This window comes from Scandinavium sp. UTDF21-P1B (assembly GCF_040750395.1).
In the GTDB taxonomy this organism is placed as follows: domain Bacteria; phylum Pseudomonadota; class Gammaproteobacteria; order Enterobacterales; family Enterobacteriaceae; genus Scandinavium.
Genome location: NZ_JBFLVD010000039.1, coordinates 27,219 through 43,510 on the forward strand (window position 1 = coordinate 27,219; position 16,292 = coordinate 43,510).

Annotated in this window: 16 protein-coding genes and 2 tRNA genes; 8 read left to right on the forward strand and 10 right to left on the reverse strand. The window is 54.4% G+C overall.

All coding sequences use genetic code 11. From position 1 onward, the window contains the following. Positions 1-25: 25 nt before the first annotated feature. Positions 26-1,666: an alpha-glucosidase gene (locus AB1287_RS21955; RefSeq protein ID WP_435619099.1), complete on the forward strand. Its 1,641-nt coding sequence runs from the start codon at positions 26-28 to the stop codon at positions 1,664-1,666. 2 nt (positions 1,667-1,668) lie between these two features. Next, positions 1,669-3,315, forward strand: coding sequence for an alpha-glucosidase (locus AB1287_RS21960; protein ID WP_435619100.1), 1,647 nt, complete (start codon positions 1,669-1,671; stop codon positions 3,313-3,315). Positions 3,316-3,386: 71 nt separating this feature from the next. Here the strand turns inward: AB1287_RS21960 and AB1287_RS21965 are convergent, their stop codons facing one another. Next, positions 3,387-4,136, reverse strand: coding sequence for an SDR family NAD(P)-dependent oxidoreductase (locus AB1287_RS21965; RefSeq protein WP_435619101.1), 750 nt, complete (start codon positions 4,134-4,136; stop codon positions 3,387-3,389). A 97-nt stretch (positions 4,137-4,233) separates the two neighbouring features. Here AB1287_RS21965 and AB1287_RS21970 point away from each other — a divergent pair, with 97 nt between their 5' ends. Further along, positions 4,234-4,644, forward strand: a complete 411-nt coding sequence (locus AB1287_RS21970; RefSeq protein WP_435619102.1) for a winged helix-turn-helix transcriptional regulator — start codon at positions 4,234-4,236, stop codon at positions 4,642-4,644. Here the strand turns inward: AB1287_RS21970 and AB1287_RS21975 are convergent. Then, positions 4,641-5,585 (reverse strand): AraC family transcriptional regulator N-terminal domain-containing protein, encoded by a 945-nt coding sequence (locus AB1287_RS21975; protein WP_435619103.1) that lies wholly within the window; start codon positions 5,583-5,585, stop codon positions 4,641-4,643. The two genes, AB1287_RS21970 and AB1287_RS21975, sit on opposite strands and share 4 nt — an antisense overlap. Positions 5,586-5,747: 162 nt before the next feature. Between AB1287_RS21975 and AB1287_RS21980 the strand changes: the two genes are divergently transcribed. After that, complete coding sequence (locus AB1287_RS21980) at positions 5,748-6,581, forward strand: oxidoreductase (RefSeq protein WP_435619104.1); 834 nt, start codon at positions 5,748-5,750, stop codon at positions 6,579-6,581. A gap of 146 nt (positions 6,582-6,727) precedes the next feature. Here AB1287_RS21980 and AB1287_RS21985 read toward each other — a convergent pair. Continuing rightward, positions 6,728-6,804 (reverse strand) — tRNA-Asp (locus AB1287_RS21985). 128 nt (positions 6,805-6,932) lie between these two features. Further along, a complete protein-coding gene (gene dnaQ / locus AB1287_RS21990) occupies positions 6,933-7,664 on the reverse strand; it encodes a DNA polymerase III subunit epsilon (protein WP_435619105.1) in 732 nt (243 codons plus the stop codon). A 62-nt stretch (positions 7,665-7,726) separates the two neighbouring features. Here dnaQ and rnhA point away from each other — a divergent pair, with 62 nt between their 5' ends. Continuing rightward, positions 7,727-8,194, forward strand: a complete 468-nt coding sequence (rnhA, locus tag AB1287_RS21995) for a ribonuclease HI (RefSeq protein WP_312629351.1) — start codon at positions 7,727-7,729, stop codon at positions 8,192-8,194. Here rnhA and AB1287_RS22000 read toward each other — a convergent pair. Beyond that, positions 8,191-8,913 (reverse strand): class I SAM-dependent methyltransferase, encoded by a 723-nt coding sequence (locus AB1287_RS22000; protein WP_435619106.1) that lies wholly within the window; start codon positions 8,911-8,913, stop codon positions 8,191-8,193. The genes rnhA and AB1287_RS22000 overlap by 4 nt on opposite strands. 32 nt (positions 8,914-8,945) lie before the next feature. Here AB1287_RS22000 and gloB point away from each other — a divergent pair, with 32 nt between their 5' ends. Further along, positions 8,946-9,701 (forward strand): hydroxyacylglutathione hydrolase, encoded by a 756-nt coding sequence (gene gloB / locus AB1287_RS22005; protein WP_435619107.1) that lies wholly within the window; start codon positions 8,946-8,948, stop codon positions 9,699-9,701. 72 nt (positions 9,702-9,773) lie between these two features. Beyond that, positions 9,774-11,138: a murein transglycosylase D gene (gene mltD / locus AB1287_RS22010; RefSeq protein WP_435619108.1), complete on the forward strand. Its 1,365-nt coding sequence runs from the start codon at positions 9,774-9,776 to the stop codon at positions 11,136-11,138. A gap of 47 nt (positions 11,139-11,185) precedes the next feature. Here mltD and AB1287_RS22015 read toward each other — a convergent pair whose 3' ends face one another. The 3 genes from AB1287_RS22015 to AB1287_RS22025 form a co-directional block, all read right to left on the reverse strand. Next, positions 11,186-11,956, reverse strand: a complete 771-nt coding sequence (locus tag AB1287_RS22015; protein ID WP_435619109.1) for a class I SAM-dependent methyltransferase — start codon at positions 11,954-11,956, stop codon at positions 11,186-11,188. 83 nt (positions 11,957-12,039) lie between these two features. Continuing rightward, complete coding sequence (locus AB1287_RS22020; protein ID WP_435619110.1) at positions 12,040-12,840, reverse strand: endonuclease/exonuclease/phosphatase family protein; 801 nt, start codon at positions 12,838-12,840, stop codon at positions 12,040-12,042. Between the two features lie 135 nt (positions 12,841-12,975). Continuing rightward, entirely contained in the window at positions 12,976-14,151 is a 1,176-nt protein-coding gene (locus AB1287_RS22025; protein ID WP_435619111.1) for an MFS transporter, read from the reverse strand. Positions 14,152-14,256: 105 nt separating this feature from the next. On the opposite strand from AB1287_RS22025, the gene yafC reads away from it, so the two are divergent. After that, positions 14,257-15,165, forward strand: coding sequence for a DNA-binding transcriptional regulator YafC (gene yafC, locus AB1287_RS22030; protein ID WP_435619112.1), 909 nt, complete (start codon positions 14,257-14,259; stop codon positions 15,163-15,165). A 15-nt stretch (positions 15,166-15,180) separates the two neighbouring features. On the opposite strand, the gene dkgB is transcribed toward yafC, so the two are convergent. After that, entirely contained in the window at positions 15,181-15,984 is an 804-nt protein-coding gene (dkgB, locus tag AB1287_RS22035) for a 2,5-didehydrogluconate reductase DkgB (protein ID WP_312629359.1), read from the reverse strand. Positions 15,985-16,148: 164 nt separating this feature from the next. Continuing rightward, positions 16,149-16,225 (reverse strand) — tRNA-Asp (locus AB1287_RS22040). Positions 16,226-16,292 lie beyond the last annotated feature (67 nt).

A 16,292-nucleotide genomic window follows, 5' to 3' on the forward strand; every position in this document is an offset into this window, starting at 1 on the left:
CACCCGACATTCAAAGGAGAAAGCAATGGAGCAAAAATGGTGGCACAGCGCCGTGGTGTACCAGATCTATCCGCGCAGCTTTATGGACAGCAACGGCGATGGGATCGGCGATCTCGGCGGCATCATTAGTAAGCTCGATTACCTCCACCAGCTAGGTATTAACCTGATCTGGCTCTCGCCGGTGTATCGCTCGCCGATGGACGATAACGGCTACGACATCTCCGACTACGAAGATATCGCCGCCGAGTTCGGTACCCTTGCCCGAATGGACGAACTTATCGAACAGGCGAAACGGCGCGATATCCACATCCTGATGGATCTGGTGGTCAACCACACCTCCGACGAGCATCCGTGGTTTCTCGAAGCGCTAAAATCCCCCGATAGCCAATACCGTGACTTCTACATCTGGCGCAAACCGGCAGCGGACGGCGGGCCGCCGAATGGCTTTCGTTCTTATTTTGGCGGCAGCGGCTGGGCGTTCGACGAGGCGAGCGGTGAATACTATCTGCATCAGTTTTCAAAGCGCCAGCCCGATCTCAACTGGGATAACCCGCGCGTACACGAAGAAGTCCACGCCATGATGAATCGCTGGCTCGCCCGCGGTATTGGCGGCTTTCGCATGGACGTTATCGACCTGATTGGCAAAGAGGTCGATAAGCAAATCATGGCCAACGGCAAAAACCTGCACGCGCTGATTCGCCAGATGAACCGGGCCACCTTCGGCAAAGGTGATTACGTCACGGTCGGTGAAGCCTGGAGCGCCTCGCCGGAGGATGCGCTGCTCTACAGCGCTGAAGATCGCGATGAGCTGTCGATGGTGTTCCAGTTTGACCACATCAAGCAGTTCTGGGACGAGCACGCCGGAAAGTGGCGCAGCAGGCCGTTTGAGCTGTCGGGTTTCAAAGCCGTGATCGATAAATGGCAAACGGCGCTGGCGCACGAAGGCTGGAACTCGCTGTTCTGGAGCAACCACGATCTGCCACGAGCGGTGTCCAAATTCGGCGACGAGGGAGAGTATCGCGAAGCCTCTGCCAAAATGCTCGCCACCGCCCTGCACTGCCTGAAGGGGACGCCTTATATCTATCAGGGCGAAGAGATCGGCATGACCAACGTGCGCTTCAAATCCATCCATGACTACCGTGATATCGAAACCCTGAACCTCTACCGCGAACGGGTGGAGGCAGGCGTCAGCCATGAAGAGATGATGCTCGGCATCCACGCCAACGGGCGCGACAACGCCCGCACGCCAATGCACTGGGACGCAAGCCCAAATGCTGGTTTCACCAGCGGTACACCATGGATTGCCGTGAACCCCAACTACAGGGAAGTCAACGTCGCCGCCGCGCTGGCGAATCCGGATTCTGTTTTCTGGCATTACCAGAAGCTGGTGGCGCTGCGTAAACAGCACCCTGTTCTGGTGTACGGCGACTTTCAGCAGATCTTTGCCAGCCACCCGCAGGTTTTCGCGTGGCTCAGAACCCTCGGCAGCGACACGCTGCTGGTGATAAACAACTTCAGCCGCAAACGCGTGATGCTGAAGCTGCCAGAAGAGATGCACGGCTGGCACGGCGAATGCGTGATTAGCCATTACGCCCCACGCGAACTGCTTGGCTCGAGCATCGAGCTCCAACCTTATGAATCCTTCGCAATACTGATCGGGAGATAACGATGGCAACCTGGTGGAAAGAGGCCGTGGCCTACCAGATTTATCCGCGCAGTTTTAAGGACAGCAATGGCGACGGCATTGGCGATCTCAACGGCATCACCGATAAACTCGACTACCTGAAGGATCTGGGCATCGATCTGATCTGGATCTGCCCGATGTACAAATCGCCTAACGACGACAACGGCTACGACATCAGCGACTATCAGCAGATCATGGCGGAGTTCGGCACAATGGCCGATTTCGACCGCCTGCTGGCCGAAGTTCACGCCCGCGGGATGCGGCTGATTATCGATCTGGTCGTCAACCATACCTCCGACGAGCATCCATGGTTCCTGGAATCCCGCTCTTCAAGAGACAATCCGAAACGCGACTGGTACACCTGGCGCGACGGGAAAAATGGCGCGGAGCCGAACAACTGGGAAGGCATTTTCAAAGGCTCAGCGTGGGAGTTTGATCCGCACACTGAACAGTATTACCTGCACCTGTTTACCCGTCGTCAGCCGGATCTGAACTGGGAGAATCAGGAAGTACGCAGCGCGGTTTACGAGATGATGCGCTGGTGGCTGGACAAAGGCATCGACGGCTTTCGCATCGACGCCATCTGCCATATGAAAAAAGAGCCGACGCTTGCCGATGTGCCCAACCCTGATAATCTGCGCTATGTGCCGTCAATGAAAAGCCACCTCAACTACGACGGGCTGCTGGACTACGTCGACGACATGAGCCGCAACGTCTTTCAGCACTACGATATCGTCACCGTTGGCGAGGTAAACGGCCTGGATTCCGCTCACGCCGAGGAGTGGGTCGGCGAGCATCGCAATCGTCTGAATATGGTGTTCCAGTTCGAGCACGTACGGCTGTGGGAAACCGAAGCCGGGATCCGCCCCTCTCCCGCTCAGCTGAAAAAAATCTTCACCGCCTGGCAGGAGGCGCTGGAGGGCAAAGGCTGGAATGCGCTGTACGTCGAAAACCACGATTTAACCCGAATCACCTCACGCTGGGGCGATACCCAGCACTACTGGCGGGAAAGTGCGACTTGTCTCGCGGTGCTTTATTTTCTGATGCAGGGCACGCCGTTTATCTATCAGGGTCAGGAAATCGGCATGACCAACACCCACTTTAATAACCTGGCCGACTTCGATGATGTCTCAGCGAAAAACATGTGGCGGGATATGGCGGCGCAGGGCAAAAGCGAAGAGGAAATCATTGCTTTCCTCACCCACACCGGGCGCGACAATTCGCGCACGCCTATGCAGTGGGATCACTCGACCTATGCCGGTTTCAGTGAGGTTAAGCCCTGGTTTCAGGTCAATGCCAACCACGTCATCATTAACGTCGCCGCTCAGCAGCAGGATCCCGATTCGGTGCTCAATTTTTATCGGGCCCTGATCGCCCTGCGTAAAAAAGAGCGCACGCTAATCTATGGCCGCTATCAGCTGGCGCTGGCGGATCACCCGCAGATCTATGCTTATACCCGTGAGCTGGGCAACGAGACGTTTCTGGTGCTGTGTAATTTGTCGTCCAAATCTGCACACTGGCCGCAGAGCGAGCTCAGCCTTGAAGGTGCGAAGTGTGTGCTGGGGAACGCTGCACAGATTGACGAGCCTTACCGGCTGCATCACTGGGAAACGCGGGTTTATCAGTTTTGAGGGCAGCGGGGCATTTTCCACTTCAACCTGATGCTCAGGCCACAGCCGAAGAAGCGGCTGTGGCCTGACTATCACACCTGGGCCAGCCCGCCGTCAGCGAACAGTTCGCTGCCGGTCATAAAGCTGCTGTCGTCGGAGGCGAGGAACAGCGCGGCGGCAGCGATCTCATCCGCATCGCCAATTCTGCCGAGCGGCGTTTGCTGGGCAAAATCTGCCAGCATTGCCTCCTTTTGCCCGGTGCTTTCCGCTACGTTAAGCAGACCGGGGGTGATGGTTGAGCCGGGAGACAGGACGTTGACGCGAATCCCCGTGCCTCGCAGATCCAGGGCCCAGCTTCTGGCAAAGTTGCGAATTGCCGCTTTAGAGGCGCTGTAGACGCTGAAGGCCTGCGTACCCATCGAGCCGGTCGTTGAGCCGGTGAGGACAATCGATCCTCCTGACGACATCAACGGAAGCGCTTTCTGTACGGTAAAAAGCGTCCCCTTAACGTTCACGCCAAAGGTCTTTTCGTAGGATGCCTCAGTGATCTCCCCGAGCGGCTGAACCTCACCCAGCCCGGCATTAGCAACGAGGATATCAATTTTCCCTTTTACGGCGCCGATCTGAGAAAAAATGCGTTCCAGATCGGCAAGGTTGGCAATATCGCCCTGAATAGCCATCACGTCGTGCCCGATGAGTTCCTTCGCCTCATCCAGCGCCTGTTGCCTGCGCCCGGTGATAACCACCTGCGCCCCCTCCAGCGCAAAACGCTTCGCCGTTGCCAGACCAATTCCGCTGTTGCCGCCGGTAATCACCGCGACTTTTCCCGCTAACTTACTCATATCGACCTCCTCAGTGGTGGAGGCCATAGCATAGATAGCGTTAGTCATTTAGTATAGTATGCACCTTTTGGTAAGTACCATGTAAAGAGCGGCGAGCATGTTAAATAAAGAGTTTAGCTGCGGTCTTGAGGCCGCTTTAATTGTGCTGGGGGGCAAGTGGAAACCCCTGGTACTTTTCCACCTCGCCCACAACGTTCACCGCTACGGTGAGCTGAGGCGCGCGGTCGGCAAAGTGACCGATAAAGTGCTGATTCAACAGCTTAAGGAGCTGCAGCTGGACGGCGTCGTCGAGCGTACCGACTATGGCGAGATCCCACCCCGGGTGGAGTATTCGCTGACTCACTTCGGCCAGTCGCTGGCCAGCGCGCTGGCACCGCTGTGCCAGTGGGGAGAGCGGCATACGGCGGAGATTGGTAAAATCGTACAGAACCGGGAACAGCGGCCCTCAGGGACTTCCTCCGCCCCTGAAGGCACGCACGATAATCATCCCGGGATACGCCGCGCTTAGTGTGAGGAAACGTACTCTGAGGGCGTAACCGGTGCGGGAACGGAAAAGGTGCGTCTCATACGCTCCACCTCACGTACCGGACTCAGTCCGAACAGCCGTTTGAACTCACGGCTGAACTGAGACACGCTTTCATAGCCCACCCGGGCGCTGGCCGCAGAGGCCGTAAGATCGTTGCGTAGCATCAGCAGCCGGGCCTGGTGCAGGCGTGTCGACTTCAGATACTGGATCGGCGAAGTGTTGGTGACGGCCCGGAAATGGCTGTGGAACGTCGGTACGCTCATCCGGGCTTCCTTCGCCAATGCCGGAACATCCAGGTTTGAATCATACTCCGCGTGCAGCTTGCGCAGCGCTTTTGCCACTTTGCCAAACTGGCCCCGCAGGTTAAGCGCGCTGCGAAGCGTCTGTCCCTGCTCGCCGGTCAGCACACGATAGTACAGCTCCCGCAGCAGGGAGTGGCCCAGAATGTCGGCATCAAGCGGATCGGACATGATCTCCAGAAAACGCAAAACCGAACGGCTGAGGGCCTCATCCATCGGGCTCGACATCATGCTTCTCGGCGGTGCGGCGGCAGCGGCCATACCGCGCTCATCCAGATCCAGCATCAGCTCCGCGGCCAGGTTGAAATCAAGCCGGATGTAAATGGCCAGCATCGGCTCATCGGCGCTGGCATCCGTTTCCATGGTAAACGGCACCGGCAGGGAAACCATCAGATAATGCCGGGCGTCATACAAATAGACATCCTCTCCCAGAAAGCCCCGCTTCCTTCCCTGCACCACAATCACGATCCCCGGCTCGTACAGCACCGGGGTGCGCAGCAGTGGTCGGTTAGAGCGCAGAAAGCGCACGTCCGGTAAAGCGGTAAGCGTATAGCCCTCATGCGGGGTCAGGCGCTCAAGAAGCCTGACCATCTCGCGGGTGATGGGTGATGCGTCATCGGTCATATAGCCTGCGACAGTGAGGTGGCGAGTTCCTCAAGTCTGACATCCGGTATTGACGGCGTCCAGAGCGTTCATAGAAACAGGCAAACATCAGAGAGAATCGGATCTTACGCTTCCCCTCCCCCCGCCGTATCCTTTCCCCTCTGGCAAACGGAGGAACAATCGATGAATACAGCAAAACTCTTTTTTATCACCGGCGTCAGCAGCGGCTTAGGGCGCGCGCTGGCGGAAGAGGCGCTCAAGGCAGGGCATCGGGTCGTGGGAACGGTAAGAAACGAACGGGCGCGGACTGAATTTGAAGCCCTGGCTCCCGGGCGCTGCGTGGGCCGCATCCTCGACGTCACCGACTTCGACGCTATTCCCGCCATGGTGGATGCCGTGGAACATGAGGTCGGCGCGGTCGACGTGCTGGTCAATAACGCCGGCTACGGCCACGAAGGGATCATGGAAGAGTCACCCATGAGCGAGATTCTGGCACAGTTTAACGTCAACGTATTTGGAGCCGTGGCAACGATTAAGGCCTTTCTGCCCTGGTTCCGCTCGCGCCGCGCAGGGCATATTCTGAACATCACCTCAATGGGCGGCTTTATCACCATGCCCGGTATCAGCTACTACTGCGGCAGCAAGTTCGCCCTGCAAGGGATTTCTGAGACCCTGTCTAAGGAGCTAAAGCCGTTTAATATCGCAGTGACTGCCATTCAGCCGGGCTCCTTTCGAACCGACTGGGCCGGGCGCTCAATGGTGCGCTCTCCGCGCAGCATCAGCGATTACGATGAGAGTTTTGGCCCCATTCGCGATACGCGAATACAGCGCAGCGGCCACCAGGCAGGCGATCCGCAGAAGGCTGCCTGGGCGATTTTACAGCTCGTGGATTCTCCGACGCCGCCGACCTCCCTGCTTTTAGGCAGCGACGCTGTGACCTTCGTCAGGGATAAACTCCGGCAGATGAGCGCCGATATTGACGCATGGCAATCAGTCAGCAAATCAACCGATAGCTAAGGCACAGGGCTGGCATCACAACGGTCCAGGGTTGCTTCAGGGCATCGCTTTGCACTTTGCCGGGCGGGAACGGCATACTGGACAGGCATACCAGAAAACACAGATACGAAAAAGGCCATGCTACTGAATAGCATGGCCTCGAATAGTGGCGGAACGGACGGGACTCGAACCCGCGACCCCCTGCGTGACAGGCAGGTATTCTAACCGACTGAACTACCGCTCCACTGTTCCCTTGGGAACGAGGCGAATATTACGTATTCCTCGATCCAGCGTCAACGCTTTTTCTCAGGTTTTGAACCGTTTGCTGCAAAAATCGCCCACGCGCTGCTTTTTAACGCATCTGAACGCTGCTCAGGCACGCCAGAGGCAGCTGCCGCCTTTCTTCTGCACCAAATCGAGGCGCGCTTCATGGGCAGCTAACTCTTCATCCGTGGCGGAAATCACTCTTAGCTGGCTTGCCGCACGCACAATACGCTGAATGCCGGTATCCCCTGCCCGCTGAGCACTGTCCCCTTCCATCGCAAAAGTCATAGACGTTTGCCCGCCGGTCATCAGCAAATAGACGTCGGCCAGGATCTGACTATCGAGCAATGCGCCGTGCAGCGTACGTTTGCTGTTATCGATTTCATAGCGTGAGCACAACGCATCGAGGCTGTTACGCTTACCGGGGAACATCTTACGCGCCAGCGCGAGGCTATCGGTGACCTTACAAAAAGTATTGGTTTTTGCGATACCGCGGTTCAGCTTGCCGAATTCATAGTCCATAAAGCCGATATCGAACGAGGCGTTATGAATGACAAGCTCGGCGCCTTTGATGTAGTCGATAAATTCATCGGCGATATCGGCGAAGGTCGGTTTATCCAGCAAAAACTCATCGGCGATCCCGTGAACGCCAAAAGCTTCCGGATCCACCAGCCGATCGGGCTTGAGATAAACGTGGAAGTTGTTTCCTGTTAAGCGGCGGTTGATCACTTCAACCGCACCGATCTCAATGATCTTGTGCCCTTCGTAATGCGCACCGATCTGATTCATACCGGTGGTTTCGGTATCGAGGACGATCTGGCGGGTAATTGCAGTGCTCATGTCGCTCATTTATGTCAGACTTACCGTTTACGTCGAATTCAATTACAGGAAGTCTACCAGAGATGCTTAAGCAGGTAGAAATTTTCACCGACGGTTCCTGCCTCGGTAACCCAGGACCCGGCGGCTATGGCGCAATTTTACGCTACGGTCAGCATGAAAAAACCTTCAGCGAAGGCTATCGCCTGACCACCAATAACCGGATGGAACTGATGGCGGCCATCGTGGCGCTTGAAGCGCTGAAAGAGCATTGCGAAGTGGTGCTGAGCACCGACAGCCAGTATGTGCGCCAGGGAATTACCCAGTGGATCCACAACTGGAAAAAACGCGGCTGGAAAACGGCGGATAAAAAACCGGTGAAAAATGTCGATCTCTGGCAGCGACTGGATACCGCGCTTGGCGAGCACAAAATTCGCTGGGAGTGGGTAAAAGGCCACGCGGGCCACCCGGAAAACGAACGCTGCGATGAGCTTGCCCGCGCCGCAGCAATGAGCCCGACGCAGGAAGATACGGGCTACAAGCCGGAAAACTAATCCTGAGGTTTACGATACTGCCTTGTGGCTCCGACCGCCGGACGCAACTGCGTTTTCGCTTTGCTCTGGCGCATTGGGTTGAGCGTTAACGGCACCGTCCTTTTACGCGCCACAATCACCTGTAAACATCCCAAAGCCGGGAGATGCGTACTCAGGAGTCGCCCGCCCTGTTTCGTCCAGGGCAGCACCTGGAAGCGTCCCTGATGCAATACTTCGAAGTTAAGCAGCGCCAGCCAGTCGAGCTGACGCATCAGGCTGAACATCCGGCTATTATAAGGCATACGGTTACGAAGAACCGGCACCATTTTGCGCAAGCCCATCAGGCTTATCGGGTTGAAGGCGGTCAGAATCAGCCAGCCGTCGTCAATCAGCACACGATCGGCCTCGCGCAGCAGACGGTGCGGATCAGAGCACCAGGGCAAGGTATGCGCCAGTAAACAGGCATCCACTGATTTTTCCGCAAAGGGCAAATACAGCGGATCTGCTTTCACCTGCACCGGGTTGCCATCCAGGGAGACGTTAACCTGATGAGAGATAGCGCACGCATCGGTATTGATTTCCGCGCTCAAATTGCCAATCTTAAGCAGATGAAATCCATACAGTTTTGCCAACCACGGCTTCAGCTGTTGCTCCAGCGCCTCGCGATAGTATTCGCCCCAGGGCATTTCAGCCCAGTGGCGGGGAGCCGTGGCTTTCAGAGGTATCCTTGCCGGTTTCATCACACCTTCCGCGACATTATGAGAGGTAATTTATGAATCTTAACAGTATTCCTGCGTTGCAGGACAACTACATCTGGGTTCTGAATCAGGACGAGGGTCGTTGCCTGATTGTAGATCCGGGCGAAGCGGCACCGGTGCTTGCGGCGATTGCCGAACATCAATGGCAGCCGGAGGCCATTTTGCTCACTCACCATCACAACGATCACGTTGGCGGCGTGAAGGAACTGGTGGATACATTTCCGGATCTTGTGGTGTATGGCCCTGAAGAGACACAACATAAAGGGGCGACGAACATCGTTAAGGAAGGCGATCGTATCACTATTTTGGGATGCGAATTTTCTGTAATTGCCACGCCAGGCCACACCCTGGGGCACATATGTTTCTTTAGCGATCCTTATCTTTTTTGCGGCGACACGCTCTTCTCTGGCGGCTGCGGGCGGTTATTTGAAGGTACTGCGGAGCAGATGTATCAGTCACTTCAAAAGCTAAGTGCACTTCCCGACCATACGCTTGTATGTTGCGCCCATGAGTACACATTAGCAAATATGAAGTTTGCGCTCAGCATTTTGCCTCAGGATCGAGCCATAAATGATTATTACAGTGAAGTGAAGGAGTTACGTGCAAAAAACCAAATGACACTACCCGTAATTCTGAAAAATGAACGACGTAATAATGTATTTTTACGCACAAATGATATTGATTTAATTAAAGAAATAGACAAAGAAACAAAATTGCAACAACCTGAACAGCGTTTTGCATGGTTACGGTCAAAGAAAGATAACTTCTAGACATTCAGGGTTGCCTTTTTAATTTTTCGCCATTATGATTGCTCGTCTTTTAAGCAACTATTGACCACACACATGAAGGCACGAGCGATATTACTCGCCTCTGTCCTGCTGGTGGGTTGCCAGGCTAATCGAGATGGTAACGTACAGCAGCACGCACAGAGCCTTTCTGCGGCTAGTCAAGGGGAAGCAGGAAAGTTTACAAGTCAAGCGCGATGGATGGACGACGGAACGTTTTATGCGCAGGATAAGGATTTGTGGGCTTTCATTGGCGGCGAGCTAAAGATGGGAATTCCGGATAATGGCCGGATTCGCGAACAGAAACAGAAGTATTTACGTAATAAGAGCTATCTCCACGATGTAACTTTACGGGCAGAGCCGTATATGTACTGGATAGCCGGGCAAGTTAAGAAACGCAACATGCCCATGGAACTAGTACTACTACCCATAGTGGAGAGCGCTTTTGACCCCCATGCAACGTCTGGCGCCAATGCCGCAGGCATCTGGCAGATCATTCCGAGCACAGGGCGCAATTATGGTTTAAAACAGACCCGAGCATACGATGCACGTCGCGATGTGGTTGCCTCTACAACGGCAGCTCTCGACATGATGCAGCGTCTGAACAAGATGTTTGACGGCGACTGGTTGTTAACCGTCGCGGCCTATAACAGCGGTGAAGGCCGGGTCATGAAAGCAGTGAAAGCGAACCGATCGCGCGGGAAACCAACCGATTTCTGGTCGCTCTCTTTGCCTCAGGAAACGAAGATCTACGTACCCAAGATGCTGGCCTTGAGCGATATTCTCAAGAACAGCAAACGCTACGGCGTTCAGCTGCCAACGGCAGATGAGAGTCGTGCACTTGCCCGCGTTCGCCTGGATAACCCAGTAGACGTGAAGCAGGTCGCAGATATGGCGGGTATTTCAGTCACCAGGCTGAAGGCATTTAATGCCGGCGTTAAGGGCTCGACCCTCGGTGCCAGCGGACCAAAATACGTAATGGTTCCGAAAAAGCATGCCGATCAGCTGCGTGAGTCTCTGGCGTCTGGCGAAATTGCCGCCGTTCAGCCGACTCTGGTGGCCGATAACACGCCAATGACCAGCCGTAGTTACAAGGTTCGTTCTGGTGATACGCTTTCAGGCATCGCGGCACGTTTAGGCGTGACCTCGAAGGATCTGCAGCAGTGGAATTCACTGCGTGGCTCACAGCTGAAAGTCGGTCAAAACCTGACCGTAGGCGCAGGCAGCAGCGCATCCCGTCTGGCGAAGAATAGCGATAGTATTACCTATCGCGTTCGCAAAGGGGACTCGCTGTCGAGCATCGCTAAGCGTCATGGCGTCAACATCAATGATGTTGTCCGCTGGAACAGCGATACCGACAATCTGCGACCGGGCGATCAGCTGACGCTGTATGTCAAAAACAGCGACAGACCCGATTCCTGATACTCTGCTCAACGAAAAAGGCACCGATTCCCCGGTGCCTTTTTTATTTACTTCGCTTTATGGGCTTCAATCATCAGCGTGTCACTGGTGAACGACCCTTCCTCCTGCAGTTCAAAGTACGCCCTCACCTCCTGCGAAGCGCTCTCCTGATACAGGCGAATCGCAGTACACAGCGCTTCAGGCGTTCTCATACGCGTCACCCAGGAGCTGAACTCCAGCGGCAGCCGGTCCGCAATCAGGCTATCGGTAACCAGTCCTGCCTCGTTAACCATTGAGAACCATTCCCCACTGGAGTAATTTCGCACGTGCGAGGTATCACGCAAAGCTTCAATGGTCTGCAGCCAGATATCCCGCAGTGGATGGCCCGGCGACATGATATCCATCATGATGAAGATCCCACCCGGCTTCAGCACGCGTTTGATTTCCCGCAGCGCCTGCCCGACATCGTGCCAGTGGTGGGCTGAATAACGGCTGATAACCACGTCATATACGTCATCATCAAAGGGAAGAGTTTCAGCATAACCCTGAGCTGTGGTGATGTTACTCAGCCCTTTATCTGTCGCCGCCTGCTTCACGACATCCAGCATCTGTGACGACAGATCGTAAGCCGTCACCCGGGATACATTAGCTGCTGCCACAAAGCTGGCATGGCCTGCTCCGCAGCCCACATCAAGCACCTGAGCCTGAGGAAATGCGCTCAGCCTTTCCCCCAGGCGCTGCAAATCACGCCCGGACGCGTGCACTGCGCTGGTCAGATAGGCGCTTGCCTGAGAGCCAAACTGCTTGTCGACATTATTATGGTGAGTTTGTGTGGTCATTGTGTTGTCCTTGCTTGGTTGAATGAATAAAAGGGCAGCACCTCACGTGCACAGGTCTGCCCCACGGCAGACCTGACTTACCTTTATCGCTCAGGTTTGCCGGGACTGAATTCCACTAGTAGAGGGTTGTGATCGGATGCGCTGGTTACCAGAACGGAGGCTTCATGCACATTCAGACCACGATAGAACACAAAATCGAGGGGGCGACCAAACGCGCGGCGGCGCTGATCGTCGGTAAAACGGACTTCGCGCAGCGACATCTCGCGCGCAAAACGATACAGCGCATTCATACGCGGGCGGCTCCAGGCGTTAAAATCACCAGCCATGATGATGGGCCCGCTATGGTGAGCAATCTGATCGCCGATAGGCAGCAACTGTTTGCTGTACACGTCGACACCGAGGCTAAAATTGACGGCGTGGATGTTTACAACCATCAAAAGTCGGGAGTCCGGTAATGGATAAACCGTCACCAGCGCCGATTTCGCTAAGCGTAAAATCGGCTCGCGTTCGCGCAGAGGACAGCAATACACCGGATGAGCAGATGACAATGTCATCACGCCAGAAGGATTTTGCGGTAAGACAAAAGCGGGAACCTGATCGGCAGCAAGATAGTTGGTGGTCGCGAATCTGACTAGCTCAGGTGTCGTCTGAGCTTCCTGTAACAAAACCAGATGAGCATCTTTGCCAAAGTTCTTCAGAACCGACTGCCATTCGGCGCGCTTCTGTTTGAAGATATTCCATACCAGAACACGAATTTTTTCTTCACTGCTCAGCGGTTCTCCTGCCGGCAATGCCTTGCCAATAGTTGCAAACGAGCCGGGAGGTAAAATCCTCTCGACCGGTTGTCCGGCAACATAGCGCATGGCATAGGTATTTTTTCGCACGTTAAACTTCTGGCCTCAATAGCAGAAAAACCACGCCGCCATCGCGGAGTGGTTCTTCAGTTATAGGGATTTTTGCTTACGGTTTCAACGCCATTTTCCAGAAAGATGCTCGTTACACTGTAAGCAAATGCGGACTTAGCCGATAGCCACGTTTACGGTCTTATCAAGGCGACCGCTGATGCCAATCAGCAGGAACGCCGCCATCACAATGACTGCACCAATCCACGGAGTTTGTGCCAGACCATAATGTTCCACCGTCTGTCCACCGATAATCGAACCCAGAGCAATCCCTACGTTGAAGGCTGCAATGTTCAGGCCGGAGGCCACATCAACCGCAGAAGGCGTATACAGTTCTGCTTTCTGGACAACATATACCTGCAGGCCAGGGACGTTACCAAAAGCGAAAATCCCCATCACCAACACCGTTGCCAGCGCTGCATACTGTACCGAAGCAGTAAACTGGAAGACCAGCAGCAGGACAACCAGCGCCGCAAAGATGATTTTCAGAGCCGGGACCGCACCATGTTTATCGGCCAGTTTGCCTCCCCAGATGTTGCCAATAGCAACCGACACTCCGTATCCCAGCAGGATCCAGCTCACCGCAGAAGGTGAGAAGCCGGCCAGGTTTTGCATCATCGGTGCGAGGAAGGTAAAGGCAGTAAAGACGCCACCGTAGCCCAGTGCGGTAATTGCATAAATCATCAATAAGCGGGGGTGTATGAGCACCTGAAGCTGTTCACGAAGCGTCGCCGTGGCGCGCTGCGGAATATTTTTAGGTATGAGGACAGCACTGGCGATTAGCGCTACCACGCCAAGCAGGGAAACAGCCAGGAAGGTTTCACGCCAGCCAAAATGTTGACCGATGAATGTCCCCAGAGGCACCCCCGTAACCAGCGCGACAGTTAAGCCACCAAACATGATGGCAATCGCAGATGCCGCTTTCTCTTTCGGCACCAGGCTTGTCGCAATGGTCGAGCCAATGGAGAAGAAAACACCGTGAGCCAGGCCGGTTAACAGGCGGGCAATCACCAGCGTCCCGTAGCCCGGAGCCTGCCACGCCAGCAGATTCCCGGCGGTAAAGAGCACCATCAGCGCCAGCAGCAGCTGTTTACGCGGCATACGCCCGGTTAAGGCCGTAAGGACCGGGGCACCAATGGCCACGCCAAGAGCATAGATAGAGACCAGCAGCCCGGCAGAAGGTAAAGAAACAGACAGTTGTTCAGCAATGGTGGGAACCAGACCCACAATGACAAATTCAGTCGTGCCAATTGCAAAGGCACTGATCGTTAGTGCAAGTAGCGCCAGAGGCATAATTTACTCCGTATCATTCAGGATTAAGATGACACGCAGTATGCGCCGGTGTTTAAATAACAAAAATGGTTAAAGTATCAATAGAATTTTGCAGGTGAAGCAATAATGAGAGCCACATCCGAAGAAATAGCTATCTTTGTCGCTGTCGTGGAAAGCGGAAGTTTTAGTCGCGCAGCAGAGCAGTTAGGACAGGCCAATTCGGCCGTCAGTCGTGCGGTGAAAAAGCTGGAATCGAAGCTTGGCGTGAGCCTGCTGAATCGTACTACCCGTCAGCTCAGCCTGACGGAAGAAGGTGAGCGCTATTTTCGCCGTATGCAGGGCGTTCTGCAGGAGATGGCTGCCGCAGAGAATGAACTGATGGAAGCTCGTCATACACCGCGTGGACTACTGCGGATTGATGCCGCCACCCCGGTAGTGCTGCATTATCTGATGCCGCTGATCAAACCGTTCCGGGAGCGTTATCCGGAAATTACGTTGTCGCTGGTTTCTTCTGAGACGTTTATCAACCTGATTGAGCGTAAGGTTGACGTGGCTATCCGCGTGGGAACATTAGCCGATTCAAGCCTTCGCGCTCGCCCTCTTTTCAGCAGCCTCAGGAAGATCATTGCTTCACCGGACTACATTGCTCGTCACGGAAAACCAGAAACGGTAGAAGAACTGAAGCAGCACCTTTGTATCGGATTTACCGAGCCGGTATCGCTCAATATGTGGCCGGTTTCGTGCTGCGACGGGCAGCTGCACGAAATTCAGTGTGGGATATCCTCAAACAGCGGTGAAACACTGAAGCAGCTTTGTCTGCAAGGGAATGGCATCGCGTGCCTGTCAGATTTTATGGTCGATAATGAGATTGCCAGCGGGGAATTTGTCGAACTGTTGGCAGATAAACGGCTTCCGGTCGAAATGCCGTTCAGTGCTGTCTATTACAGCGATCGTGCAGTGAGTACGCGGATCCGCGCCTTTATTGATTTTCTGAGCGAACATGAAGCTCAGCGGAAAAGTAAAGAGGGGGCATGAATGCCCCCTCTTTGATTAATCCCACTCTGGTGCAAGACCTTCCGGGCTGACCAGACGATCGTTGCAGTCCAGTTTCGCAATCGCAGCCCTGTCAGCCTCATCCAGGATAAGCTCCTGCGCCTGAAGATTGCTCGCCAGGTTTTCACGTTTCGTAGAGGATGGGATCACCGCATAGCCTTCACCCATTGCCCACGCAAGAATAACCTGTGCTGGCGTTGCGTTATGCTTCTCAGCAATCTGGTTAATGACCTCATCCTTCAGCGCTTTACCGTAGGCCAGCGTCATATAGGAAGTAATATGAATGCCGTGCTGTTTCGCCCACTCAACCACTTTCCTGTTTTGCAGATACGGAGAGAGTTCAATCTGATTGGTCGCAATATTTTCTGCACCTACCGCTGCAATGGCTTTCTCCATCAGCGGAATGGTGAAGTTAGAAATGCCAATTGCTCGCGTTAATCCGCTGTTTTTCGCTTCCAGCAGCGCCTGCATAAACTCTTCGACAGACACGGCATCCTGCGGAGACGGCCAGTGGATCAAGGTGAGATCGACGTAATCAGTACGAAGCTTTTTCAGGCTCTCTTTAAGGCTTGGAATCAGCGCTTCTTTGCTTAGGTTTTCCGTCCAGATTTTGGTTGTGATAAACAACTCACTGCGCGGGACGCCACTTTCGTCGATAGCCTGTCCTACCGCTGCTTCATTGTCATAGATCTGTGCAGTATCAATAGCACGATAGCCAAGCTCCAGTGCCGTTTTAACAGATGCAATAACGACGTCATCTTTCAGACGGAATGTACCTAAACCAAATGCAGGGATTGTCATATTTTCCTCATTAAGGGCTTTGTTTATCTAGTCAGAGGATTATCACGAGTACAGACGGGGAGAAAAAGAGTGAAAAATGCAGAGGATTTTTGCGATTCTGGCAACAATGACAAATTCAAAACAAAAGAAAAAGCCCTGAGCATATGCTCAGGGCCTTCAATAAGTGGCGGAACGGACGGGACTCGAACCCGCGACCCCCTGCGTGACAGGCAGGTATTCTAACCGACTGAACTACCGCTCCACCGAATTTTTTCTACTTCTGCCGGCTTCATACCCCGGTTTACTGCTAATTTGATGCCTGGCAGTTC

Coding starts and splice junctions, on each gene's coding strand:
- AB1287_RS21955 (WP_435619099.1), top strand. CDS start 26: ATGGAGCAAAAATGGTGGCACAGCGCCGTGGTGTACCAGATCTATCCG.
- AB1287_RS21960 (WP_435619100.1), top strand. CDS start 1,669: ATGGCAACCTGGTGGAAAGAGGCCGTGGCCTACCAGATTTATCCGCGC.
- AB1287_RS21965 (WP_435619101.1), bottom strand. CDS start 4,136: ATGAGTAAGTTAGCGGGAAAAGTCGCGGTGATTACCGGCGGCAACAGC.
- AB1287_RS21970 (WP_435619102.1), top strand. CDS start 4,234: ATGTTAAATAAAGAGTTTAGCTGCGGTCTTGAGGCCGCTTTAATTGTG.
- AB1287_RS21975 (WP_435619103.1), bottom strand. CDS start 5,585: ATGACCGATGACGCATCACCCATCACCCGCGAGATGGTCAGGCTTCTT.
- AB1287_RS21980 (WP_435619104.1), top strand. CDS start 5,748: ATGAATACAGCAAAACTCTTTTTTATCACCGGCGTCAGCAGCGGCTTA.
- dnaQ (WP_435619105.1), bottom strand. CDS start 7,664: ATGAGCACTGCAATTACCCGCCAGATCGTCCTCGATACCGAAACCACC.
- rnhA (WP_312629351.1), top strand. CDS start 7,727: ATGCTTAAGCAGGTAGAAATTTTCACCGACGGTTCCTGCCTCGGTAAC.
- AB1287_RS22000 (WP_435619106.1), bottom strand. CDS start 8,913: ATGAAACCGGCAAGGATACCTCTGAAAGCCACGGCTCCCCGCCACTGG.
- gloB (WP_435619107.1), top strand. CDS start 8,946: ATGAATCTTAACAGTATTCCTGCGTTGCAGGACAACTACATCTGGGTT.
- mltD (WP_435619108.1), top strand. CDS start 9,774: ATGAAGGCACGAGCGATATTACTCGCCTCTGTCCTGCTGGTGGGTTGC.
- AB1287_RS22015 (WP_435619109.1), bottom strand. CDS start 11,956: ATGACCACACAAACTCACCATAATAATGTCGACAAGCAGTTTGGCTCT.
- AB1287_RS22025 (WP_435619111.1), bottom strand. CDS start 14,151: ATGCCTCTGGCGCTACTTGCACTAACGATCAGTGCCTTTGCAATTGGC.
- yafC (WP_435619112.1), top strand. CDS start 14,257: ATGAGAGCCACATCCGAAGAAATAGCTATCTTTGTCGCTGTCGTGGAA.
- dkgB (WP_312629359.1), bottom strand. CDS start 15,984: ATGACAATCCCTGCATTTGGTTTAGGTACATTCCGTCTGAAAGATGAC.